At 55.3% G+C, this 24,214-nt stretch carries 24 protein-coding genes and 1 tRNA gene; 6 read left to right on the plus strand and 19 right to left on the minus strand.

Features of this window, described 5'->3' with window-relative positions; all coding sequences use genetic code 11:
- Positions 1-1,040 precede the first annotated feature (1,040 nt).
- The gene (locus tag LIO98_RS12795; protein WP_291957844.1) at positions 1,041-1,262 is read left to right on the plus strand and encodes a DUF3343 domain-containing protein; all 222 of its coding nucleotides are present in this window, start codon (positions 1,041-1,043) and stop codon (positions 1,260-1,262) included.
- Between the two features lie 9 nt (positions 1,263-1,271).
- On the opposite strand, the gene LIO98_RS12800 is transcribed toward LIO98_RS12795, so the two are convergent.
- On the minus strand, positions 1,272-1,550 hold the full coding sequence (locus tag LIO98_RS12800) for a hypothetical protein (RefSeq protein WP_291957847.1): 279 nt from the start codon (positions 1,548-1,550) through the stop codon (positions 1,272-1,274).
- A gap of 3 nt (positions 1,551-1,553) precedes the next feature.
- The gene (locus LIO98_RS12805) at positions 1,554-2,975 is read right to left on the minus strand and encodes a chloride channel protein (protein ID WP_291957849.1); all 1,422 of its coding nucleotides are present in this window, start codon (positions 2,973-2,975) and stop codon (positions 1,554-1,556) included.
- Positions 2,976-3,035: 60 nt separating this feature from the next.
- Between LIO98_RS12805 and LIO98_RS12810 the strand changes: the two genes are divergently transcribed.
- The gene (locus LIO98_RS12810) at positions 3,036-3,635 is read left to right on the plus strand and encodes a hypothetical protein (RefSeq protein WP_291957854.1); all 600 of its coding nucleotides are present in this window, start codon (positions 3,036-3,038) and stop codon (positions 3,633-3,635) included.
- 130 nt (positions 3,636-3,765) lie between these two features.
- Here the strand turns inward: LIO98_RS12810 and LIO98_RS12815 are convergent, their stop codons facing one another.
- The 10 genes from LIO98_RS12815 to LIO98_RS12860 all read right to left on the minus strand — a co-directional run bounded on the left by LIO98_RS12815 (position 3,766) and on the right by LIO98_RS12860 (position 13,175).
- On the minus strand, positions 3,766-4,191 hold the full coding sequence (locus tag LIO98_RS12815; RefSeq protein WP_291957856.1) for a GNAT family N-acetyltransferase: 426 nt from the start codon (positions 4,189-4,191) through the stop codon (positions 3,766-3,768).
- Entirely contained in the window at positions 4,175-4,429 is a 255-nt protein-coding gene (locus LIO98_RS12820) for an alcohol dehydrogenase (protein ID WP_291957858.1), read from the minus strand. The genes LIO98_RS12815 and LIO98_RS12820 overlap by 17 nt, the downstream gene beginning before the upstream one ends.
- 84 nt (positions 4,430-4,513) lie before the next feature.
- On the minus strand, positions 4,514-5,716 hold the full coding sequence (locus tag LIO98_RS12825) for a DUF3084 domain-containing protein (protein WP_291957860.1): 1,203 nt from the start codon (positions 5,714-5,716) through the stop codon (positions 4,514-4,516).
- A 144-nt stretch (positions 5,717-5,860) separates the two neighbouring features.
- Positions 5,861-7,078 carry an ABC transporter permease gene (locus LIO98_RS12830; protein ID WP_291957863.1) on the minus strand — a complete coding sequence of 406 codons (1,218 nt, stop codon included), beginning with the start codon at positions 7,076-7,078 and terminating at the stop codon, positions 5,861-5,863.
- Positions 7,075-7,809 carry an ABC transporter ATP-binding protein gene (locus tag LIO98_RS12835; RefSeq protein ID WP_291957865.1) on the minus strand — a complete coding sequence of 245 codons (735 nt, stop codon included), beginning with the start codon at positions 7,807-7,809 and terminating at the stop codon, positions 7,075-7,077. The genes LIO98_RS12830 and LIO98_RS12835 overlap by 4 nt, the downstream gene beginning before the upstream one ends.
- A gap of 1 nt (position 7,810) precedes the next feature.
- A complete protein-coding gene (locus LIO98_RS12840; RefSeq protein ID WP_291957867.1) occupies positions 7,811-9,010 on the minus strand; it encodes an efflux RND transporter periplasmic adaptor subunit in 1,200 nt (399 codons plus the stop codon).
- Positions 9,000-10,268 (minus strand): TolC family protein, encoded by a 1,269-nt coding sequence (locus LIO98_RS12845; protein WP_291957869.1) that lies wholly within the window; start codon positions 10,266-10,268, stop codon positions 9,000-9,002. Before LIO98_RS12845 ends, LIO98_RS12840 begins: the two co-directional genes overlap by 11 nt.
- 18 nt (positions 10,269-10,286) lie before the next feature.
- Positions 10,287-11,669, minus strand: coding sequence for a HAMP domain-containing sensor histidine kinase (locus LIO98_RS12850; RefSeq protein WP_291957871.1), 1,383 nt, complete (start codon positions 11,667-11,669; stop codon positions 10,287-10,289).
- 6 nt (positions 11,670-11,675) lie between these two features.
- Positions 11,676-12,359 (minus strand): response regulator transcription factor, encoded by a 684-nt coding sequence (locus LIO98_RS12855; RefSeq protein ID WP_291957873.1) that lies wholly within the window; start codon positions 12,357-12,359, stop codon positions 11,676-11,678.
- A gap of 165 nt (positions 12,360-12,524) precedes the next feature.
- Positions 12,525-13,175 carry a hypothetical protein gene (locus LIO98_RS12860; RefSeq protein ID WP_291957875.1) on the minus strand — a complete coding sequence of 217 codons (651 nt, stop codon included), beginning with the start codon at positions 13,173-13,175 and terminating at the stop codon, positions 12,525-12,527.
- A gap of 381 nt (positions 13,176-13,556) precedes the next feature.
- Here LIO98_RS12860 and LIO98_RS12865 point away from each other — a divergent pair.
- Positions 13,557-13,630 (plus strand) — tRNA-Cys (locus LIO98_RS12865).
- Positions 13,631-13,737: 107 nt separating this feature from the next.
- On the opposite strand, the gene LIO98_RS12870 is transcribed toward LIO98_RS12865, so the two are convergent.
- Positions 13,738-14,688, minus strand: coding sequence for a hypothetical protein (locus LIO98_RS12870; RefSeq protein ID WP_291957878.1), 951 nt, complete (start codon positions 14,686-14,688; stop codon positions 13,738-13,740).
- Positions 14,689-14,911: 223 nt separating this feature from the next.
- Here LIO98_RS12870 and LIO98_RS12875 point away from each other — a divergent pair, with 223 nt between their 5' ends.
- Positions 14,912-15,649 carry a hypothetical protein gene (locus tag LIO98_RS12875; RefSeq protein ID WP_291957880.1) on the plus strand — a complete coding sequence of 246 codons (738 nt, stop codon included), beginning with the start codon at positions 14,912-14,914 and terminating at the stop codon, positions 15,647-15,649.
- A 6-nt stretch (positions 15,650-15,655) separates the two neighbouring features.
- Here LIO98_RS12875 and LIO98_RS12880 read toward each other — a convergent pair whose 3' ends face one another.
- From LIO98_RS12880 to LIO98_RS12895, 4 genes are all read right to left on the minus strand, one after another.
- A complete protein-coding gene (locus LIO98_RS12880) occupies positions 15,656-15,892 on the minus strand; it encodes a hypothetical protein (protein WP_291957883.1) in 237 nt (78 codons plus the stop codon).
- Positions 15,876-16,178, minus strand: coding sequence for a phage holin family protein (locus LIO98_RS12885; RefSeq protein ID WP_291957885.1), 303 nt, complete (start codon positions 16,176-16,178; stop codon positions 15,876-15,878). The genes LIO98_RS12880 and LIO98_RS12885 overlap by 17 nt, the downstream gene beginning before the upstream one ends.
- A gap of 55 nt (positions 16,179-16,233) precedes the next feature.
- Positions 16,234-16,587, minus strand: coding sequence for a hypothetical protein (locus LIO98_RS12890; RefSeq protein ID WP_291957888.1), 354 nt, complete (start codon positions 16,585-16,587; stop codon positions 16,234-16,236).
- Positions 16,588-16,708: 121 nt separating this feature from the next.
- Positions 16,709-18,169 carry a diguanylate cyclase gene (locus LIO98_RS12895; protein WP_291957891.1) on the minus strand — a complete coding sequence of 487 codons (1,461 nt, stop codon included), beginning with the start codon at positions 18,167-18,169 and terminating at the stop codon, positions 16,709-16,711.
- Between the two features lie 308 nt (positions 18,170-18,477).
- Between LIO98_RS12895 and LIO98_RS12900 the strand changes: the two genes are divergently transcribed.
- Positions 18,478-18,951, plus strand: a complete 474-nt coding sequence (locus LIO98_RS12900; RefSeq protein WP_291957893.1) for an L-2-amino-thiazoline-4-carboxylic acid hydrolase — start codon at positions 18,478-18,480, stop codon at positions 18,949-18,951.
- 153 nt (positions 18,952-19,104) lie between these two features.
- On the opposite strand, the gene LIO98_RS12905 is transcribed toward LIO98_RS12900, so the two are convergent.
- Positions 19,105-20,634, minus strand: a complete 1,530-nt coding sequence (locus tag LIO98_RS12905; protein WP_291957897.1) for a Do family serine endopeptidase — start codon at positions 20,632-20,634, stop codon at positions 19,105-19,107.
- 168 nt (positions 20,635-20,802) lie between these two features.
- Between LIO98_RS12905 and LIO98_RS12910 the strand changes: the two genes are divergently transcribed.
- Positions 20,803-23,457 (plus strand): EAL domain-containing protein, encoded by a 2,655-nt coding sequence (locus tag LIO98_RS12910; RefSeq protein WP_291957899.1) that lies wholly within the window; start codon positions 20,803-20,805, stop codon positions 23,455-23,457.
- Here LIO98_RS12910 and LIO98_RS12915 read toward each other — a convergent pair.
- Positions 23,426-24,205: a prolipoprotein diacylglyceryl transferase family protein gene (locus LIO98_RS12915; RefSeq protein WP_291957902.1), complete on the minus strand. Its 780-nt coding sequence runs from the start codon at positions 24,203-24,205 to the stop codon at positions 23,426-23,428. The genes LIO98_RS12910 and LIO98_RS12915 overlap by 32 nt on opposite strands.
- Between the last annotated feature and the right edge of the window lie 9 nt (positions 24,206-24,214).

Below are 24,214 nucleotides of genomic sequence, written 5' to 3' on the forward strand. Positions count from 1 at the left end.
GGATAAAGTAAGAAAAAAGGACAGATAAAAGACAATGAAAGGGCGCGGGCGAAAGGCTCGCGCCCTTTATCATACGCGCCGTTCGCCGCTGTCCCGTCGCTCCGGCCCCCGAGCCGGAGCCCAGCGCCCCCTGGGCTGTCCCACAAAATACTGGAAAAACAACCCCAAGCCGCTGGCCCCCGGGTCAAGCCCGGGGAGACGGAATAAAGGCAAACCGTTAAGGTCAAAACTCCCTCAGTCTCGGCGAAAACATCGCCGAGCCAGCTCTGACGTAACTACCAGCCGAATGATGGAAAAACTAAGTTCGACGACGAAAATCAATAGATTTTCTGTCTCACTTATCGCACAAAATCAAAGATTTCGGCTCCCTGGCCGCCTCAGAGAGGGAGCCAAAATTCTTTGATAAATCACAGTTTGCTTCTGACTTTGCCCTTATAGCCTCCCTCTCTGAGGGAGGTGGATCGCCGCTGCTTTTGCGGCGAGACGGAAGGAGTGTTGCTATGTGTGACGCGGGAACCGCGGCATACATAGCCCGCGGCAAAAGCCGCGGAAGAACCTAAGGTCAACTCTCCCTCAGTCTCGGCGAAAAAACACCGCCGAGCCAGCTCCCTCACAGAGGGCACCTTTAAGGGCAAAGTCAAAAGATAAATCACGGTTTAGCTTTTGACTTTGCAGCCTCCCTCTCTGAGGCGGCCAGAGAGCCAAATCAGAGTTCTTCTGATTTGTGCGATTCGGCTGGTAGTTACATCAGAGGTGGATCGCCGCTGCTTTTGCGGCGAGACGGAAGGAGCGTTGACCTTATGTTTATGCCGTTTGCCCCTGCGTTGTCACACCGGCCCACGAGCCGATGTCCAGTGTCGTGAGTTTTGTTTCTCCCGCATTTCGTGAGGCAAAACCGAAAGATACCGGACTCTTCCGATATGAAATCCGTTTTGTGACGTTGCATAAGAGCGGCGATTATGTTATTTATCTATGTAAGGATGTATGATAGAAATATACAGAGATACCGTCCAGATGAAATATCGGGAGGAGGTCAATAGATGGAATGCCTTGCAACATTTGATACGACACATATGGCCCTGTTCTTTGAGAAGGCCTGCCGCGCGGAGGGGCTGAGCGTCAAGATAGTTCCCGTACCGCGCCAGATATCGGCAAGCTGCGGCCTCGCCTGCAGCTATCCCTGCGGCGAGCTTGAACATATAAAAAATATTGTCGGCGACAAGGAGATAGATGTCGCCGAGTATCACGAGCTCGCCTCTTAAAGGAAACCGCTACTCCTCGTCCTCGGGCGGCTTTTCGCCTTTGAAGTATTTGTGCCAGAAGAGCCAGCCGAGGAAACGCCAGAGAAGGTAACCGCCGCAGACCACGGCGATCGAGATCCAAAACAGCGTGGCGAAGTCCATTCCGGCTCCGCGCAGCGCCGCCATCCCGCTCCGGCGGGTATGCGCGCTGCCGGGGCCGAAAAATTTCCAGGCCCATACCATCATCATTACGACGGCTACCGCCGTCAATATTCTGTTTATCATCCTGCGGGCCGAATCACCGTTCATCGTCTATCTCCTCTCAATAAGCTTCGCCTTTATCCTCTCCAGATAAAAGCGCATGATACGGTGCAGCGAGATGCTGTCAAAGCGCCGCACCAACTGCTCGCCGCCCTCCGTCTTTTTGATGACGAAGGTACGCGACTTCGGAGAGAGCAGGACCTGCGTTGGATATAGGCTTCTATGTCCGACGACAAGATAGGATATCGCACAGGCGACGCCGGCAAAGGCCGCGATATGCGCCCCAAAGAGCTCCATGGCAAGGATCGTACCAGATATAGGCGTGTTCGTCGAAGCGGCGAGCACGGCGCTGACGCCGAGCGCGCTGCAGAAGGAGGGATCCAGGCCGAATATCGCCGCGAAAAGCAGACCAGACGAGGCCCCGACAAAGAGCGTAGGCGTTATCTCGCCGCCGCAGCCGCCCGCGGAAAGGGTGATGCCCATCGCAACAATCTTAATGAGAAAGCCCAACGGAAGGTTTCTCTCTCCCATGACCATCGACTGGATGACGTCGCTTCCGAGGCCGAGAAAATCACCGCCGAACAGGATGCCGGTAGCGAGAAGCAGCACGGCGCCGCCTACGGGGCGCTTCCACCCTGTTATCTGATAGTAGATGAACATCTTATTTATGAAATGGATGCCCTCGACATTCATTATCGCCACCAGGCCAAAGAATACACCAGCGATGAGGACCATCGCCAGCACTCCCGGACCGATCTGCGGTATCTCAACCAGATAGGAGGGCAGATGTCCCGCTCCGATGCTGGAGGCGGTGAAATAGCCGACGATGCCGCTGATAAGCGCCGGAAGAAGCACATCGTAAAATATCTGTCCCACAAAAAGCACCTCGACGGCGAAGATCGCGCCCGCCACCGGCGTGCCGAAGACGGCGCAGAAACCCGCCGCGATGCCGCAGATTATTATCTTTTTCATATCCGAGTCGTCCATATTGAATATGCGGCCAAGCAGATAGGAGACGCCTGAGCCGATCTGGGCGCACGGCCCCTCTATGCCGACGGAGCCGCCCGACGATATCGTCACGATCGTAGCGACGATCTTCACGGGGACGGCCTTGACGTCGATCAGCGTCCTGTGTCGGTTGTGGATGGCGTCGATCACCGCCTCAGTACCGTGGCCCGCGGACTGCGGCGCGAGCATCCGCACAAGATAATAGCTGAGGAGAAGGCCGGGAAACAGCAGCAGATAATGCAGCGTGCCCAGTGTTGAGGTAATTTTCATCGAGTACCGCAGCGCGAGCAGGAAGCCTCCAGCGACAAGGCCTACGGCGACGCCGGTCACGATCGAGATGAAGCACCACTTGACGACCGTGCACATAAGCCAGATCTCGTCACGCACAATGTTTGCGCTGTCTGGCTTTTCTATATCTATTCTGACAGAATTATCATCTTCCTGCTTATTATTTAAATTTTCCATAATAATCACCGTCCCGTATTCTAGCATAAAGTTTCCGCGATTGCTGATATAATAGCCTTCATGAACGTAAAAATTTCGAGCCTAGTCGAACAGACGGCAAAATATATTTTTTTAGCCGCGGTGCTTGCCTCATTTGTCTTCTTCGGATGGCGCGTAATGACGAAGCGGGCCTACGTGGAGCACGAGAGGGCGCAGTGCGAAGCGCTTGCCGTGAGCGCCGCTCTCACCGCCGCGGAGGCGGTTTCAAGAGATGAGGCCCTGGCGCAGCTCGTGAGGCAGCTCGGCGAGGCGGAGTTTGTCACGGATCACATGTCGATGCCCGGTAATAATACCGTCTCCGTAACGATAGGCGCGGAGCGCGGAGGCTTCCTGATAAGGTCAAAGGCCGCCTCGGGCTGGAACTCGCGCAGCCCTCAGAGCGCGGAGTTTGCGCTGAGCCTTCGCCCCGGCGGCGAAATCACATTCAAAGGCGACGATGATATAAAGAGGGCGTCTCGCATACGCGCCGCGCGCGCCGGTATTTCAAAGAAAGATCAATCAAAAGAGCACATTTTCACATTTCCCCACGAACGCCCCTGCCCCGCGCCATTCACGGCCATAACGGCAAAGGCCTCCGGACTTTCAGACAAGCCGGTCTATATCCTGATCTTAAATGAATAAAGACCGCGTGCAATAGAAACCGGCATAGACATCCACGCTTGATATTAGCCAAAACGACAAAATTGGCCAGAGTGTATTCAGCATTCCGGCCAGCGTTATGTTATTATCTTTATTCCGCTAAAAGGTAAGGTTATGAATACTCCATCGGCCGGCGCTGCAGTATCAGCAAGCCTTCGCGCGGCTCGAAGCCCAGACGCCCCATGAAGGAGGTCAGCTCGCTTGTGTAGGTGACTATCACGGGAACGTTCCTGAGCGCGGGGTGGCCGAGCGCGTATTCCAGCAGCTGCGAGCCTATGCCCTTGCCCTGATAGTCGGGGTGAACGAGGATATCCCACAGCGAGCCGCGGAATACAAAGTCCGTGAGCACGCGGCAGAAGGCGATCAGTTTTCCGTTGTGGCGGATCGAGAAGCACATGCTAGTTCCTTTCAGCATTTTTTCGATCTGCTCGAGCGAGCGGCTCCTGCCCCAGCGTGTAAAACGGTATAGATCCTGCAGATCGGCGGGAGATATGGCCAGTTTGCTGTCGTAGAAGTAATATTCAGGATTTGATTTCATCAGGCATCCCTTCCTTTATGAAGGCGTACCTCTTATTATTTGGCTTTGCCGCGAGCACCATGCCGCCGACGATCTTGCGCAGGTCCCCGCGTCTTGTATCTTTTGTGATCGTCAGCTCAAGCAACTGCCCGGCCCCGCACTTGCTGCAGGTCCACATGGCGCGCGCCGTGCCGCTGGCGTCCGGCGAACCGGCGAGCACCACAAGCTCGCCGCATTTTTGACAGGCTAAAATAAGCATTAAAAATTACTTCTTTCCGGGAGGCTCGTCTCTCAGGCGGCCTCTCCTGCGTATTCTCCGCGGGCCTCGGATATCGGCTTACGGTTACTTTAGGACAAATTTTACCCTCAGAGGCCCTTCGCTGTAAATATCCCTCGCGGTAAGTATCTCCAGCTTTATGCTGCTTTTGACCTGTGATATTTTATCGAGCGCCGTGATAAATTCTCCCGTGTCGATGGAGCCGACGTTGCCGGAGATCGGGTCGCGCAGCACGCCGTCGTTGGCGGCCTTCTGGTTGAGCGACTTCAATGCCTGGAATACCGTCTCCTCTATCTTATGCCGCGGCGTGTCCGGCTCAAAGGTATGCGAGTAGAGCAGTTGTTTTTCTCTGTATATCAGCCGCGAACGGTAAGCCTCTATCTGTGCCTGTACCGCCTCCCCCTCCACCGCGTTGCTCAGCGCCGTAAGCCGCAGCAGCCAGCGCCCTGGGCTGTGTGTCAGGCGTTCTCTGACCTTGGCGGCTGATTCCGCCGCCACCTCCGGCAGCTTCACCGACTCAGGTGTTTTTCCGCCAAAACGGTAGGCGAGCAGCGCGCGCGCCTCGCTGCGCAGCCTGTCAATGTACTGGTCTACCTGCTGCGCCGTGATGATGGAATCGGTCATCACCCCCTGGGCCAATATCTCTCCTGTAAAGGCGGCGATGCGTCCCTCGCGCAGACGCTGGATACCGGACTTGAGCGATTCGGACTCCGCTTTGAGCGCTTTGACCGAGGCGTCAAGTTTTTTGCTCTCGGCGAGCAGTCTGTCGTTTTCTTTTTGCAGGACGGCCTGTTCGGCCTCCGTTTCGTCGCGCATCCGCGTCATCGCGGCAAGCTTGGCGCGCGTTTCGTTGAGGCTTTTCATGCCGTTCTCCAGTTTTTCTTCGACCTGCCGCAGCTCCGACTCTTTTTCCGAGAGGTCGCCGCGGCTCTGGAAGAGGTCTATCTCCATGCGCCCCATAGATTCTTCGTTCTTTTTGAGCTCTTCCCTTGTCGATATCAGCTGGCGCTGGATGACCTGCATGCTGAAGAGCGCCGTGCGCACCTGTTCGGAGGCGGCGCTGAGGACGAAGATCGTGGCAATGGCGATGCCGACGCCGGTCAGCACCGATATGATGCGTGAGGTATATTTAGGACGGATCTTTAAGAATGTTATACGTTTTTTGCCGAGTTTCATGCCGATGACGTCGCCGGCCCATGAGACGAGAGCGCTGACGATGATCAGCGCGCCGAGCAATATCCAGTTTATGTCATGAAAAATCTCAAACAATGAGTTACCTCGCTCTTAAAAGATTTTATGTACATTACATATCATATACGGTCTTATTATACCAGATGCTTTTGAAGAAAATCAGCTGTATGCAATTTTACAGAGAAGAGAAGGAGGATGTTTCAGCCCCCTTCTCTTCGTAGTTTATTCGTATTTCAGCGCGTCGATCGGATTCAGCAGGGAAGCCTTGTAGGCCGGGTAGTAGCCGAAACCCACGCCGACCATCGCCGAGAAGACGAAGGCAAGCACGATCGACATCAGCGTGAAGACCGGCGGCGCTGAGGTGAAGGAGGACAGGGCATATCCCGCTGCCACGCCGAGCATTATCCCGATCGTGCCGCCGATCATCGAGAGGACGACGGCTTCGATGAGGAACTGCATCCTGATGTCCCTCTCCGTCGCCCCTACGGCCATCCTGATGCCTATCTCGCGCGTGCGCTCGGTCACCGAGACAAGCATGATGTTCATTATCCCGATGCCGCCGACGACAAGCGAGATGAAGGCGATCGAGCCGAGCAGCATCGACATTATCGTCGTCGTCTTGCGGCGCGCCTCGAGCATCTGCGAGACGTTGCGCACCGCGAAGTCGTCGGCGTCGCCCGGCTTTATCTTGTGCCGTTCGCGCAGAAGGGCCTCGGTCTCGTTCTGTATGTAGGAGAGGGCCTCCATCGAGACGCCCTTTATGTAGATGTTGCCGATGCGTCCCGCGGTCTTCCAGCGCACAAGCCTTCTCTGCGCCGACGTCAGCGGTACGAGGACGAAATCATCCTGATCGCTTCCCATCGCGGATAGCCCCTTCGCCTCAAAGATGCCGACCACCGTATAGGGGATCTTATTTATTCTGATCGCCTTGCCTACGGGGTTTTCACCGCCAAAGAGCTTGTCCACAACCGTTTTGCCGATGACGGTGACTTTCGCGCCCTGGCGCACGTCGCTCGCATTGATGTCGCGGCCGGATTCTATGTTCCATTCCTGCACGTAAGAGTATTCTTTCGTGCTGCCGACGACGCTCGAGCTCCAGTTTGTGTTTTCATAGATGAGCGTCGCGGAGAGGTTTATCATCGGAGCCACGGCGTCCACGCCGGAGACCTCTTTTTCGATCGCCTGGGCGTCGTCGTAGGTCAGGTAGCGCGTGACTCCCGTCGTCGAACGGCCGGGCCTGTCGGGAAAGACCATGATAAAGTTGCTTCCGAAAGAGGATATCTGCTCGTCGATACTTTTGTTGGCTCCCGCGCCGACTGCGAAGGCCGCGATGACGGCGGCGACGCCGATGATTATCCCGAGCGCCGTCAGCATGGAGCGGGTCTTGTTACGGCGCAGCGCCGTGAGGGAGGCTAAAAATACTTCGGATATGGCTATCATGCGACTGCCCTCCCCTGCGCGCTCTGTACCGGCGAAACGCTGCGCCTTTTTTCGTTTATCTCGTCCTTTATGATCAGCCCGTCGCGGAAGTGCAGGATGCGCTTCGCGTAGAGGGCGACGTCATATTCGTGCGTGACCAGTATGATCGTCATCCCCTCGTCATTGAGGCGGTGGAAGAGGGCCATTATCTCGTCGCTGGTTTTAGAGTCCAGGTTTCCCGTAGGCTCGTCCGCCATCAGTATCGGCGCGCGGTTGACGATGCCGCGCGCGATCGCCACCCGCTGCTGCTGGCCGCCGGAGAGCTGGGAGGGTTCGTGATAGAGGCGCTCCTGCAGCCCCATCTCTACCAGCGCCTGTTTCGCTTTTTCGTGGCGCTCCGAGCGCGGCACTCCCGCATAGAGCAGCGGAAGCTCCACATTTTCCAGCGCCGTCGTCTTTGGCAGCAGGTTGAAGCCCTGAAAGACAAAGCCTATCATTCTGTTTCTGATGTGGGCCAGCTCGTCGCTGTCCATCTCCGCGACCCGCACGCCGTCAAGGAGGTACTCTCCGCCCGTCGGACGGTCGAGGCAGCCAAGGATGTTCATCGTCGTCGACTTCCCCGAGCCGGAGGGGCCCATCATCGCGACAAACTCCCCCTCCTCTACGCTGAGATTGACTCCGTGGAGTATCTCGACCTCTTCGCCTCCCAGCAAAAAGCTCTTTTTTATATCCTTGAGTTCAACAAGAGCCATCCTAACTCTCCTCCTTGGGAACGATGATGCCCGTTATTACGCGCTCGCCCTCCTTGATTCCGGAAAGTATTTCGGTGTTCTGTCCGTCGGTGATGCCTTTCTCCACCTCCACCTTCACGGGTTTTTTCTTATCGAGCGTGTAGACGGCGGGTTTAGTCACCGCGGCGACGTTCTGTTTATGTCCGCCTCCTGGGCCGGGCATCCCCATCTCCGCTGACTGGCCGTTTGACGGTTTGAAGCGGAAGGCGCTGTTGGGAACGACGAGGACATCTTCGCGGCTTTCAAGTATGAGCGAAACGTTCGCCGTCATGCCGGGCAGCAGCTTGCCGTCCGGGTTCTGTACCTTTACGATGACCGTGTAGGTCACGACGTTATCCGTCGTCGTGGGCGAGAGGCGCACCTGCGTCACCTTGCCCTCGAAGCTGTCGGCAGGATAGGTGTCGACGTTGAATATCGTCTGCTGTCCCTCGTGGACGCCGCCGATATCCGCCTCGTCCACATTCACCTCGACCTGCATCTGGGTCAGGTCGCGCGCGATCTCCGCGATGGAGGGAGTCTGGTAGCTGGCGGCCACCGTCTGCCCCTCTTCAACGTTCTTTGCCACGACTACGCCGTCAACCGGCGAATATATTCTCGTATAATTGAGGTTGATCCGCGATTTTTCCAGCGTCGCGCGGTACTGCGCCACCTTCGCCTCCGCCGCCGCGAGGTTTGCCTTCGCCTTGAGCCAGGTGCTGGTATCCGTATCCACATCGGCCTTCGCGATAAGGTCGCGCTTCGCAAGCTCGCGGGTGCGCGACAGGTCTTTGGCCGCAACGTCAAGCGCGGCCTGGGCGTTAAGCACGTCCGCCTGCGCGGAGGCCACGGTCGCCTCCGCCTGCGACACCTCCGCCGCCTGCGTGGCGGAGTCCATGAGGGCGATCAGCTGCCCCTCTTTCACACGGCTGTTGTAGTCAAAATAGAGTTCCTTGATCGTGCCGGATATCTGCGTACCGACGTCGACCGTTTCGACCGGGTTCAGTGTGCCGGTGGCCTGTATCGTCGAGCGGATATCGGAGCGCGTCACGGCTACGGTCTTGTACTGTATCTCATCCTCGCGGGTGCTCCAGTAATAAAAGCCTCCGGCGGCCACCACCGCCGCCGCGGCGATTGCCGCGGCCAATTTAAGAGTTTTGCCCCTCTTCACTGTCTTATTCTCCATATTTCAGACCTCCCATGGCCTTTTCAAGGTCAAGCTGTGCCGTCTTGCAGTTGTACAGGGCAAGCACCCTGTTGGCGGACGCCGTCGCGTAGCTGTCGACCGCGTCTGAAATTTCAAGGTTATCACCGACACCGGCGGCGTAACGCCCCTCGGCGAGGTCCAGCGTCGCCTTCGCGCTGCGCTCCGCCTCCAGAGAGGAGACAAGCGATTCTTTCGCCTCGCGCAGCGCCTCCCAGGCCTTGCGCACCTCAAGCGTAACGCTGTTTGAGAGGCTCTTTATCTCGGCCTGCGCGGTGCGGAGCTCGGCGCTCGCCTGTTCTACCCTGCTCTTAGTCAAACCGCCATCGGAGATTGGCACCGAGAGGGAGAGCTTCGCGCTCCATTCGCTGCTGTCAAGGGGCGACGATCCGTATATGTCGTAGCCCGCGGAGGCGGAGATCGAAGGGGAGAGTCCCTTCATCTGCACTGTGAGGTTCGTGGAGGCATATTCGACGCGCCGCTGTTTCGCGATCAGTTCGGGTCGCTGTGCCATCGCCCTTTTCACGGCTTCGTCTAGCGGAATGTTCCATTCCTCATAGCCGAGGATATCCTCCACCTCGCTGATCTCAAGCATCGGCTGGCCTATCGCGTTCGCGAGCTCCGCCTTGAACTGCTCCATCGAGGCCTGGCTTTTGACGACCGCCAGCTTTGAGGCGGCGAGATCGGCCTCCGCCTTCGTAACTTCGATCTTGGGCTTGGTTCCGACTTCGTAGTAAGACTGCGCCCATTTAAGGCGTTTTTCAAAGTTATCATAGCGGGTCTTGGCGACTATATTTTCACGCATCGCGCGGTTAAGTCCGTAGTAGGCGCTGTAAACGTCCTGGATCACGCCTTCACGCGTGCTCCGGTAGTCCGCCGCCGCCGCTTCCGTAGAGAGCTGCGCGCCCTCCACCTTCGCCTCGCGGCGTCCCCAGTCGCTGATCGACTGTTCGACCCTCACATTGCCGGAATAGGAACCGCTGTTGTTATCTTCCGACAGTCCGTCTCCTCCGCGTGAATAGGAGCTTCCCGCCGAAAGCTGCGGGCGTCCGGCAGAGGCCGCCTGCCCGATAGTGGCGCGCTGCGCCGTGATTTTTTCCTCCGCGGCCAGGAGGTCAGGATTATTTTTCATCGCGGAGGAAAGACACTCCTCGATCGTCAGCGGCGCCCCCCAGGAGGCCGCGGCGCAGAACATCAGCGCCGCGCAGGCCAGAGGCCATCGTAATGCGGCTATTTTCATGGGATACACTCTCCTTCTTTATTCCCGGTTTTTCCTTGGTATCCTGACGGTGAAACGGCTGCCTTCGCCGTGTACGCTCGTGACGGTTATCGTCCCGTCATGCGCCTCGACGATCGCCTTCACGATGGCGAGGCCGATGCCGATCCCGCCGCTCGTCCTTGCCCGAGAGACATCCGTCCGATAGAAGCGTTCAAATATATATGGAAGGTCCTCCTTGGCGATACCGATACCGCTGTCGGCAACATCAATCCTCATCTCATCCGCGTCGCTGTGCATCGACACCGAGACCGTACCTCCGGGGTCCGTATAGCGCAGCGCGTTCGAGAGAAGGTTCTCAATCACCTGGCGGATCTTCGCGCCGTCCATGACCATCATCACGTTCGGTTCGATATCACGCTTAAGTTCGACTCCCTTGTTCTTATAGAGCGGATCGAATACCAGCGCCGCCCTTTCGATCACCGATGTGGCGTCTATATTCTCAAGAGCCAGGGAATGCCCCGCGCTCTCGATATAGGTCAGCTTCTCCACCTCGCAGATAAGCTGCGAAAGACGGTCCACTTCGCTCACCGTGAGCCGGATACGCTCCGGCGTCGGCTCCCATACCCCATCTTCGATCGCCTCAAGGTGCGACTTAATTATAGTCACAGGATTACGCAGTTCATGAGCGATATCGCTTAACAGCCGCTTACGCAGCTCCTCCTGAGCCTCAAGGCTGTCGCCGAGACGGTCTACGCTGTCGATCAGTGCCTGCAGCTCAGTGATATCAGACTCCATCCTGTCCTCCATGCGGTACTTGCCGTGGCTGATCTGCTGCGCGCGCTTTGCCGCGTTCAGGACGGGGCGGCTGATGCGGTAGGCCATAAAGACCGCGATCATCGCGGCGATGACGAGCATAAGGGCGACCGCGTAATACATGATGCGGTTGAACTTGCGCAGGAACCCGCCCTCGGGACTGTTATTAAAGGGCAGACAGGTAAAGCGCACCTCGCCCACCCGCACGCCGTCAATAACGATCTCCCTGCTGCTGACGACCAAGTCTCCTTTGAATACCATCGGCTGAGGGTTCTTATTGTGATGCCCCTCACGCTTCATCATGCGGCTGTATGAGCGCACCTCGATGCCGTCCGCGTCAAAAAGCTGCACCATCACCATCGGCCAGCGCAAAAAGTCGGAGCCGCGCGGAAAGAAGCTGCATCCGTGCCACGAACCGTTTTCAATGTACATCTTGGCGAAAAACTCCGCGATCTCCACCTCGTTCTCACGCAGGCGGTCGGTCGCAAAACCGCGGAACTGCCGGTCGAGCAGTTCGGAGATGGCCGTCGGAATGACGAGCATGCAGACGATGACGATCACCATATATTGAAAGATCAGCTTCGTCCGCAGGGAGCGCTTTACATTCATCAACGGCTACTCCGATATCTTGTATCCAAAGCCGTGAACGGTGCGTATATAGCCGTTCTCATGCTCCGGGTCACATAGTTTTTTGCGGATATTCTTGATATAGCTGTCGATTGAGCGCTCAAAGCCGTCATATTCATAGCCAAGCGCGTAGGTGATAAGGTCGTCGCGGCTCCACGTCTTTTCGGGACGCGCCGCCATCTTTGAAAGGATCATAAATTCGTTGCGTGTAAGGGAAATCTCTTCGCCGTTCTTCTTAACGGTAAAATTCTGCGGGTCGATCACAAGCGAATCGCCCACTGTAATGACATCCGAGCCGGCGCCGCCCTCGGCTGCGCCGTTCTTGCGCAGGTTCGCCCGAATGCGCGCCATCAATATCTTTGGTGAAAATGGCTTCACAATATAATCGTCCGCCCCCGCGTCGAGCCCGGCGACGATATCGTCCTCGCCGCTCTTCGCCGTCACCATGAGGATCGGGGCGTTGGAGCTGCGGCGTATCTCCCGGCAGACATCGGTGCCGGCCATACCGGGGAGCATCAGATCGAGCAGCACAAGGTCAAAAGAGTCGGCGCGAAACTTGGCGAGTCCATCCAGGCCGTCCTGAGCGATCTCCGCTCCGTAGCCCTCGCGTTCTATATAGGCCTTTTCGACCTCCGCTATCGCCAATTCATCCTCAATGATAAGTATCTTCATGACCGACCGTCGCTCCCCTGCATATGTATTTCGTTAATTATATTCCAGAAACGTCTCCTCTGTCTCTTTTACGATTTGGGCGGATCAAGAATCCGCCCAAATCCTCCTGTTGGTCTCTATAATAAACGCAGGGGCTCCTTTGGGAGCCTCATGCGATATTTTAATTTAGTTGATGACGCAGTTGTGCTGCGGGCAGGTGCCCTGTCTGTGGCAGTCGGGGCAGTCTATGTGCGAACCGCAGTAGTAGCGATGTCCGTCGTGATATCCGTGTCCGTGCCCATGTCTGGGGCTCAGCCTCTGCATAAAATTGGCGGGATCCTTGAGCACCTCTTCAAAGCGTGCCTTCGCGTATTCGCGGCGTACCTTTGCCGCCTCCTGATAGAGCTCGCGCGCCTTCGCCTTATTGGGGTAATCCTTGCTCATCTCCTCACGAAGCTCGCGCCACGCGCTGTTGCTTTCCCCGCGGAAGTTTTTGTCCCTGCCGCCGAAACTGCGCCAGCGGCAATTATCGTCCTTGCCGTGGTTGGCAAGGCAGTCGTTGAAACGCGCCGCGGCAAATTTCTCTCTGATGTCCAGCTCCTTCTCAAAGAGCTTTCTGGCCTTCGCCTTGTCCGGCTTCTCCTTGCCGAGCTCGGCTCTGATCTCGCCGCGCAGATTCCTCATCGTCTCAAACTGCGCGCGCCCCTCCTGCGAAAGCTCCGGCCTTCCGTCGCGGTACCCCCTATGCCGCGGAGCCTCCCCGCACGGCTGATAGGCGGCCGCCGTCCCCGCAATCGCCATAACCATCAATAATGCGCCAATGATCTTACCTTTCATATATATCTTCCTCCCAGAAAATTTTACCTTGGCTGCCCCCGCTTCATGCCCTGAGGCCGCCGCCCTGTTATTCGCTGGACATATAATAACAAGAGGCTATGAAGATTTTATGACCGAAATGTGGGAGTTTTGTGAGGATGAAAAACCGTCGGCCGCATCATTCCGCGCGGCCTCTTTGCACCCTTACGCCAGCTCCGTTCAGGGAGACAGAAGCTGCGCGCCGCGAGCCCTAAAGGCCGGCCAGGCGCAGATATCTGAATTTAACTCCGCGTAAACCATTTCGCAATATTGCCAAAAATGACATTTTCAACAAATGCACGTAAAATTCCCCGCGGCTTCCTTGACACCACAGGTTATGATTGTTATACTTTCTCTCGTTACGGCGGCATAGCCAAGTGGTAAGGCAGAGGACTGCAAATCCTTTATCCCCAGTTCGAGTCTGGGTGCCGCCTCCAATATTGATAATTATGCTGTATTTAATACATTGAAAGCCTGTCTTGGATAGGCTTTTTTGTTTTATGTTTTTTATATTACGGCAGACTGCCGCGGCGTTCTTATCTTTTTATATCAGAAGGAATGCGAGGTAGCAGGCAATTATCAGTATGGGGCATAACCAGCGCAGGCGCACGTTACGGTTCCAGATCAGACGCAGAAAAATCAGGTTCGCCAGCGCGCCGAAGATGAGCAGGCTGAGCGTTTTGGGGTCGGAGTAATCGTATACCCCCTTGCCGATGTATGTGATGTCGGCGAAGGCCAGGATGACAAAGTTGAACAAGTTGCTGCCGACGATGTTGCCAACCGCGATATTATAGCTACCGAGGCGGAAGAGCATCATCGTCGAGGCGGCCTCCGGCAGGGAGGTGGCGACTCCGAGGAAGAGCGCTCCTGCAAGCCCCTCGCCAAGATGGTGGTGCGTCGCGATGCCGTCAGTGAGGTAGGTCAGTATTATGCTGAGCAGGACGAGCCCCACCGCCGCGAGAGCAAAACGCCGCTTCACCTCTTTCAGAGATAGCTTCCCCAAAGATGCGGACGGCTCGGGCTCCGCTCCGTTTTCTCCCGACATGTGGAATACGCCGTAGATATAGAGGGCTGCGATGATGACCGAGGCGATATTGATACTAAAGTATTCAACGTTCAAAATACCAGCCATATTCAGGAAGAGGACCGCGTATACGGCGGCAACGGTTATCGTCACCGTTATATGGCTCTTAGATATTTTAAATGAACGGAAACCACGGTAATAGATGATTATGAAAACCGCGAGCATCGCGCAGTTGAAGATATTGCTGCCCAGGATGTTGCCGATTGCCAGCCCCGGTTTGTCGAGAAGCATCGTCGAGGTAAGGCTTGTAAAGAGCTCCGGCAGCGAGGTGACGGCGGAGAGCACGACTCCTCCGATAAAGGCTCCGGAAAGAGTCGTATGCTTTTCCATTATATCGACATACTCCGAGGCCCTGATCGAGCACCAGACCACGGATGCCGCTATTATCAAATATACCGCGTAGATCATCATTATCTCCCGCCTTCTCTCAATAACGGTGAACAATTATACTTTATCGTTTCATAATATGCCATATTTCCCGGCGGCATGCGGCAATAATCGAAAATCATCACAATTGACATGGATAAAATAGACTATGAGGCTCTTGAACTGCTCGCAGCTCTACAATTATAATTTTACCGTCTTACATTTCCTTCTCCAGAGATTAATTCTGCCATGAAAAGGAGGGACGGATATGAATCTATTTAAGGAGAGCAACTCCAGAAAGATATTTATCAGACGCCACAGCGCGGAGGGCGCTTCGCAGATCGCGGAATGTGAGCTTTGCCGGCTCGGGCCGGAGGATATCGAAGAGATGGCCGCTCTTCACAACGGGGTGGCGAAGGGACTTTCGCGCGACATATTTGCCGCGAGCACTTACGAGGAGCTGGAACGCTTTCTCGGCGACGAGGGGCTGTCCATCGGGATACGCCATAAAGGAAAACTCGTCACTGCGCGCACGATAAAGATGGGGCGCGCGTGGACGAACGAGGCGCTGGAGGCATACGAAATAAAACTTGACGATGACGAGAGGCCGGCCGTCACCGGTTTCTGTGTCGTAGACTGGGAGTTCCGCGGCAACAACGTGCAGTATCTGACGCAGTATCTTGTCGAGGATATCGTCGCGGAGACACACACCTCGCTGATAACTACCGTTTCGCCAAAGAACATCTTCAGCCTCAAGAACATCCTCACCTGTAATTTCCGGATCGTCGGCATAAAAGAGGTTTACGGCGGCTATCTGCGTTTTATCCTGAAAAAGGATTTCCGCCCCTCGCTGCTGCCGATCTGGACACACGGACATCTGCAGATTCCCATCAGGGACAGGTCCGCGCAGATGAAAGCCATCGCCGATGGATACGCGGGGTACAAGCTGGTCCGCAAGCACAAGAGCGGCTTTCACCTTCTCTATGCAAAAACAGCGACGGCTTAAAGCCGCCTATTGCGCGCCGCCGCTCTTAAATTTGCCATATAGCGAAAGAAGTTCGGTTATGGGAAAGATAAGCGTCAGAAGCCTTCTGCCCGAAAGCGCCGTCAGCACTCCGGCCGCAGCCGCAGCCGCGGCGCTCTCCAGCGGACGGCTCTTGATTATCTTTGCTGGGCTCATCTCATCCATCGCCGCGGCAAAATTTTTCTTCGCCTCGGCGATATCTGCCGGTTTAACCCTTGTCTTCATTTTGCGTTTCACCGTCCTTCGCCGGCGGCGACTTTAAGATAAGAGCCACTCCCACCGCCCCCAGAAGCAGCGCCGCTATGAGCGCCGCCGCGGGGCGGCCCAGCCGCGAGGCAAGCATAAGGTAGAGGGCATAGACGGCTGTAAGCACGCCTGCCGAGAGTAATACCCCGCCAAAAAAGAACATGGCGGCCCCCCGCAGGACGTCCTGCGCCTGTACGCGAAGTTCGCGGCCCTCCGCCTCCACAAGCTCAAAAAAGCTGATAACAAGTTCCGTCAGCCGGTTCATTCAAGCGTGCCTTTGCTAAGTAGCAGCTTCACAGCGCCGCTTTTTGCCTCCGTCATCAGGAACGGTGCGAATGCCCGCCGTGACAGACCGTATTTTCCATCAGTTTCGCAAGTATAAGCCCGACGCCAAAGGCCGCCGTCACCGAAACAAAGGGATGTTCGCAGATCTTGGCACCCACCGCGCGCAGGACTTCGTCCTGCTCTTCCTTGTATTTTTCTACAAGCGGCGATACGTCTTTGTAGAGACGCTCAGCACCGTTTTTTATATTTCCGATAAGCGCCTCTTTGCCCCCATGCAGCTCTTCACTGGCTTCCTGAGCCTGCGCCTGCAGTTTTGCCTCAAGCTCCAGTATCTTTGCCTCCAGAGCCTCGATCTTCGCCTGGCTTGTCTCCATAAGTTGATCGCTCATTTATATGACCTCCTTCAAACGGCAGTCATTTTTATCGCCGTTTTGATATGACTCTATTCTAACATCAGGCCCCGCGGATAGTTATAAGGAATTGCCTGAAAAAAAACAGCAAAATCAACGGTTAACGCGTCTCGTTGTGCGGCTTTCCCTTGATACGCTCTTTATCGAGATACATATTGTCGTCGGCGGTTTTGAATATTTTACTTATCGTATTTAATTCCGCGGCATCACGGAAAGCCGACCCGAAGGCGGCGCTGATCTTCGGTTCGCCCGGCCTGCCCATCTCTTTGAATTTTTCCAGCAGCACCTGCCAGCGGTCACGCACCTCAGCCTCTTTTATATTGATAAAGAGGACGGCAAACTCGTCGCCGCCGATCCGGAATACGGCGTCACGTCCAAAGGCGCCGCATAGCATGGCGGAGAACTTCTTTATATAGGAATCTCCCGCCTGATGCCCGTAGATGTCGTTTACCATTTTCAGGTTGTTCAGGTCAAAGACGCCGATCCCAAAATGCTCATACTTCGCCATATTCAGACTATGCTTGATCGTCTCGCGTTCATAGCTGGTACGGTTCTTGACTCCCGTCAGGAGGTCTTTTTCCGCGAGGTCCATCACCTCGCGGTTGTACCTCCTTATGATGACCGTGGTCACCGTAACGACAAGGATGACCACCAGCAATGTAAAAATAAGCTCAAGTCCAAGCTGGGAGAACATTTTTATTTTAAAGTCCCGCGTATTCTTTTCCACCACAAGGTACCAGTTCAGGTTGGGAACATATTTCGTGATTACATATCCGTCCGCCTCTCTGCTGTGGTACCATTTGTATTCCGGCGCCGCCGTATTTCTCACGATCGCCGCGGCCATAGCTTTAAAGGTCTTGTCTTTGAAGAGATTCACCCCGGCGAATTCCGTCAGCTCCGAAGATAGCTGGATCTTTCCCTGTTCGTCGATCAAAAAGGCGCTGATGCCGTATCTTTTTTCGTTTTCTACCAGAAACTGCTGGACGTAGGGGGTCTCCATGCCGACGCCTACGACCGCCAGCAGCTTGCCGTCACTATCTGTAAGTTTACAGTTAACGAATACTGTAATTATATTATCCTTTGCCTCGTCATTATCTACATTGAGGGAGCATTCCTGTGGCTCCTCAAGAAAGTTGAAATACCATTCGTTTTCCGGGTCGCCGGGGCGCATGTAGCGGTCGACGCCGTTCTTGTAATGATAATATGCCCCGGTCTTTACTGAGACCAGGAATACCGAGTCAAAGCGGTATTTTTTTTGATAGGACTCAAGATAGTTTCTCAGCAGCTCAAGATCGTCGGACGTCAGCTTCCGCTCCTCCTCTTTCAGCATGAAGCTGCGCAGAAAGGTGTCGTTCGCCATCGCCAGCGAAACATTGATCGGTCTGTCCATCAGATTGTTGATATTTACGAAGATATTCTCGGAGGTCAGCTCAGATACGGCCTCTACATCTCTTTTGAATAACGCTTGAAAGGATAAATATGAGAAAAAAGCCGATAAGGTAAAGCCGCCAATTATTACAAAGGCAATGACCAAACAAACGGGAATGATATTTCGCCGCATCTCCCAAACCTCCTGCAAATCTTTCTGTCTTTAATAATGGAGGGCGCTCCGTAACATTGCCTATTAACATTCGCCGCTCTTTTATACAAATATATATCTATTTTGGCTGGATAGCAAACGGCAGAATTAAATTTGAAGCACCCAAATATACTTTATAGGAGGGCAAGCGCACAAATATTCCCTCCGCGCCCGCTGCGCCAGGCGGCAAGTACCGTTCCCGGCGGATATGAGTAAAATGATGCTAAGAAAGAACTTTCAGGATAGAATAATAATATTGTTATTCCGTTGAATATAGGGAGGTTTTTATCTTGAGGGAAAATTTCAAAGAGATACCGCTGCTTCAGCAGAGAGAGATCGAAGCAAAGGCGATGGGTCCGTTGATACGCGCCTTCTGCCGCGAATTTGGCGAGGAGCGCACCTACGAGGTCGTCAGACGCACGCTCAAAGAGGTCTCGCGCCAAACGGGGAAAGAGCTTAGTGAACGCTGCGGAGGCGGCCTGGATTCACTGAGGAAAAACTGCATCTCACGCTGGGGCGAGGGCGGCGCGCAGAAATCGACCCCCAAAGAAGACAGCGCGGACTGCTGCAGCTTCGACGTCACTTACTGCGCCTTCGCCGAAATTTACCGGGAGCTCGGTTACGGCGATATTGGGACCATCATCTCCTGCGAGCGCGACGAGGCCTTTCTCAACGGCTTCGACGAGAATCTTGAACTCGTCCGCAGCAAGACGCTGATGGAGGGTGGAGACTGCTGCGACTTCTGCTACCGCAGGAAAAAATAACCTACTAAATAAAGGCCCCGCCCCGCCGGTAATCATTTCGACCGGCGGGGCGGGGCCTTTGTTTATTGTGGATTTTTCAGTAGCTATCCGTCAGCTCTCTTCGCCGCTCCGCTCGCGGAGGCGATGCGGATACTGCGTATCTCCCGCGGCGCTTTACTTGCCGACGGAGATGAAGAGCGTCTGTCCGTCCCGCGAGACTAGGAAGCCAAGCGCGCCCTTCTTGGCGCTCATCATGCGCTCCCAGTCGGCGATGGAGTTAATCTTCTGGCGGTTAATCTCCAGGATCACGTCTCCGGGACGCAGGCCGAGGCGCTGTCCCTGCGACCCCTGGGCGATCTTCGTCACGACCACGCCGCCCGTCTCTGAAAGTTCGTACTGCTTACTGAACTCAGGGCTGTTGAGGACCACCGTGATACCCATCTGCGTAGATTCTTTCGGCGCGTTCTGCTGGCCGCCGCGTGAGCTGCCGCTCTGGCGTCTGGCTCCGGGGACGCTGTCCATATCTCCAAGGGTAACCTCGACTGTCATCTTCTTGCCGTCGCGGTAGATCTCGAAGGGGACCTTCTCGCCCGCCAGCCTGTTGCGTACCGCGAAGACCACGTCCTCGCTGTTCTTGACCTTGCTGTCGCCTACCGATATGATCACATCTCCGCGCTTGAGTCCAAACTTCTCCGCCGGGGAGCCCTTCTGGACGTCGGCTACGATAGAACCTTCCTTAGTGGGGATCTTATACGCCTCCACAAGCGAAGCGGTAAGCGGCTGCACCGTGACGCCCAGCCATCCGCGGCGTACCTCTCCGTGCTTGATGAGGTCATCCATTATCTGCTTCGCCATGTTGACGGGGATCGCAAAACCGATGCCCTGGGCGTAGGGAACGATAGCAGTGTTGATCCCTATGACGTTGCCGTTGAGGTCGATGAGCGGACCGCCGCTGTTTCCGGGGTTGATCGCCGCGTCGGTCTGGAGGAAGCCCTGGAAGTTTATTCCAGGGGCCTGCAGAGTCCTATTTTTCGCGGAGATGATACCAGCGGTCACCGTATTCTCAAAACCATGCGGGTTCCCGATCGCGACCACCTGCTCGCCGACTTCGGTGGCGCTGGAGTCGCCAAGCTGCAAAACGGGAAGGTCTTTAGCCTTTATCTGGATGATGGCAAGGTCGAATGTCGGGTCCTGCCCCACCTTCTTCGCGTCAAAGGTCCTTCCATCGAGCATCGTCACCTTTATCTTATCGGCATCCTCTACGACATGGTTATTCGTAAGGATATAGCCCTCTTTGCTAACGATGAATCCCGACCCCTTACCGCGGCGCGGCACCTTACGGGGCTGGCTCTGGCGCTGCTGGGGACCGAAGAACTCCTCGCCGAAGAACTCCTCAAAGAACGGGTTGCCCTGGAACGGGTTGACCATCGGCTGCTCCGTCACCATCGTCTCAACGTCAATATTGACGACCGCGGGCGAACTTCTTTTTACGATCGCCACATAGGGATTTCTCTGGTCATACGCGGTCGGGGTAGAGGCTACCGCCGCCCCGCCGGGATTTGTCGCCGTGCTTATGCCCGCCTCTGTTACTGTATATCTTGTTGCTATATAGGACCCCGCGGCCCCGCCAGCAAATAAAATCAGGGCGGCAAGCGCAGCAGCTCCGAACTTTTTCAAACTGCTGTTCAGATTGAATTTCTCCATGTAAACACCTCCAAAATTTTTACTTTCTATTTACTGCATGGCTCATAATAATACCAGATGGTCAACGAAAGTCAACGTGGTTTTTTGTGGAATATTTGTGGAGGTGGCAATGCCATCTATGTTATAATCAATCAATGGCACATGGAGCCGGGGAGGATTTATAAAAGATTGAAGAATAAGATAAAGCCACGGTTTTTCCTGACACGTACCTTCGTTCTTCTAATAATAATGCTCCTTCTATTCAGCTGTCTGGGCGTTATGCTGTTGCTGCGCACACGGGAGCTGTACATGGAACAGGACGACGCCCAAACCGATTCCGTAGTCTCCCTAGCCGCGAACATCGTCGGTGAAAGAATAAACACCCGTATCCAGATGCTCTCATCCATCACGCGAATACACAGCGGAGCAACCATCCGAGAGCCCCGCAGAGTGCTGGCTGAACTAAAAGAGCGCCTCATGTACTACGCAAAGACAAAAAATGATATGAATTACAAGCACCTCTCCGTTGCCGACGCAGACGGGGAGGTTACGACCCCGGAGGGCGGCTCCTACAACATCGGCGCCTATGATTTCTTCCAGCAGGCGCTGCGCGGCTCCGCTACAACATCTTCCGTGATATCAGACCCATCCGGTGACCACAGACACTGCGGCGGATTCATTGCGATCTGCGTCCCGGTTCACATGGGCGCGGAGGTCATCGGCACACTCAGCACCGTTATGGATCTTCGTTACGCCGCCCTATTCCTGAAGGATATAAATATTAGGTACAACGGAGCGGTCCTCTTCCTTGTTGATAGGGAGAATACCGTGATATCCAATTCCGGAGTATTCAGAGATCTTAATATGTACGTCAGCGCCCCGACGAACGTCTTCAAATTTATGGGCGGTATCCTTTCCGAACAGGAGCGCGGGGAGCTTGCCATGCAAATGGCCTCCGCCGGAGATTCCTCCGTCTATGATTACGCCTCAAAGAGCACGGGACGCTTCATATCCTACGTGACCCTGCCGCATACCAACAACTGGAAACTCATCGCCGTCTCGTCAAGCAACAGCATCAGGAACTCGCAGCAAAAACTGCTGATGACGCTGGGGATCACCTTCGTTGTACTGGCGCTGCTGCTGATGACCATCATCCTTGTCGTATATTTCTACGCTTGGCGCTCCTCACGCCTCCAGCATATCTCCAACGCGATGCTCAACACCACCGGCCTGCATCTGCTGACGCTTCATCCCTCGGGGCTGGCCGAAGATTTCGACGGGCGTTTCGCGGAACTGCTGGGCCTGCCGCAGCAGACGCGGCGCTTCAACTTTGACGAGATGAACACGGAAGGACGGAAAATGTTCCCGCACGCCCCCTTTAAGGGAGGCGAATCCCTGCGCTTATGCTGTACTGCGCCTGACGGAAGGAATATATATCTACTCATCCAGATCGCCGAGGCAGCTTCCAGCGGTATCGGAGAGGCCGTCGCGCTCGACGTCACCGCCGACGAAAATTTACAGCGGCGCGAACGTGAACTGGCCTACGTCAATCAGCTGACGCACCTCCCTAACGTGGAGAGCTTCTCCATCATGCTGAAAGATAAAATAGCCGCCGCCGGCGCGGACTACGGCGCGGCCTGCTTTTTTATCGGGCTCGATGAAAAAGACCGGATATCGGAAGTCTTCGGCAGAATCGTTTTGCAGAAGGTGTTAATCAAAACCGCCACTCTGGTCGCGGAGGCCGCGCGCAAATTCGGCGGCGAGGCCTACAGCCTGGACTATGGGGATTTCGTACTCTATTACGAAGACGACGATCCCCGCCCCCTGCGTTCCATAGTTGAAGAACTGAGGAACGCGCTCCGCGCACCCTTCAAGATAGAGAACCATGTGATAGAGATCGCCTCTTCCATAGGCGTGATCACTTATCAGGAGTATATCAAGAACAATACCCCCACTGTCGACGAAGTTTTCAGGAACGGGATCATCGCCATGAATTTGGTGAGGGAAAATGAGGGAATATTTGTTCTCGACCGTGATACCTACGACTCCGTCCTCCACAACATTGAACTGGAGCACGCGCTGCTTCACGCCGTAAAGAACGGCGAGCTTGCACTCCACTACCAGCCGATATATGACGCGATAGCCGACAAAATATGCGCAGTCGAGGCGCTGGCGCGCTGGAACAGCCCCGCCTTCGGACCGGTACCGCCTGACGTCTTTATACCCATCGCCGAAAAAAACGGCTTTATCAACACGCTGGGAGACTGGGTACTCGACAGCTGCATCGAGTTCGCGCGGACATTGTCGAAGATGGACGTCTGCATAGAGTTCAACGTCTCCGCGATACAGCTGCTACAGATCGACTTCGCGGAGAAGTTCGCATCGCGCGTCAAAAACTCCGGGCTGCCGCCGCACGCGCTGGGCCTCGAAATAACTGAGTCGTCAATAGCCTTCGGACGGGAGGCGTCGACACGGGAGAAGCTTGAAGCAGTCAGAGGCGCGGGAATGTCCATATACATCGACGATTTCGGCACCGGCTATTCTTCATTCACATACTTAAAGGATATGGAGGCCGAATGGCTCAAAATAGACAAGAGCTTTATCCACGGCATAGACGGCTCGAAAGAGAAGAGAGAAATATTCAGGGCGATCAGCGCGGTGGCGCAGACTATGGGGATGAAGACCATCGCCGAAGGCGTGGAGAGCCGTGAAGAGCTGGAAACGGTATTGGAGCTCGGCTGCCTGTACATCCAGGGCTATCTGATAGCAAGGCCAATGAATGCTGAAGCCTTGCTGCGGTTCCTGGCCGATTTCAGCGGCATCGAGTCTTTAAAAGACGCATAACGGAGAAGGCAAGCCATAGAAGGCCGAAAGCTACGGCAAAGAGCCATATCAATTCGCCGCTGCCGGATGCATCGGCCGACGGCTCCCTGAAACTGTCAAATATGAGCCTGTAAAAGCCGTAAAGCGTCATGAAAAGAGGGAAGGTCACGGCAAAGCTCCGCTCTCCCCTTATTCTCCCCGCCACTCTCTCGACCGCCAGCAGCAAGAGCAATATTCCAAAAGAGGCGAGGGACTCGGAAAGCTGTGATGGATACCGGTAAAAGCCCGCGGGGTCATAATGCAGATGCACCGCCCACCAGGGCGCGTCACTGCAATACTTTCCGATCCCCTCGCAGCAGCCCTCCATGAGACAGCCGATACGGCCCACACCAAGCAGCGCGGCAGAGGGAATCGCGGCCGCCTCCGCAAAATCCTCGATGTTTATTTTGTATTTCCACAGCCGCCATACTCCCACAAGCCCGCCGGCAAGCATACCGCCGCCGGAAGAGAGGCCGCGCAGCGTCATCTTGAGTGTCAGCTCGCCGCTGAAATAGAGCGGTAGCTTCTCCGCGACGCCTGCCGCAAAGGAGCCGAGGATGCCCGCGCAGTAGACCCAAAGCAGTACGGAGGTTACCGCGTCGTCGTCCATGCCCCAAATCCTCTCGGCGCGGCGGCATGTCCAAAATACGAAAATAAGCAAAGCGGAAGCCCACAGCAGATAATAGCTACGGGCTTCCACAAACGAAATTTTAAAAATTATCGGGTACATCTTCCCCTT

The organism is Cloacibacillus sp., assembly GCF_020860125.1.
Classification (GTDB): domain Bacteria; phylum Synergistota; class Synergistia; order Synergistales; family Synergistaceae; genus Cloacibacillus.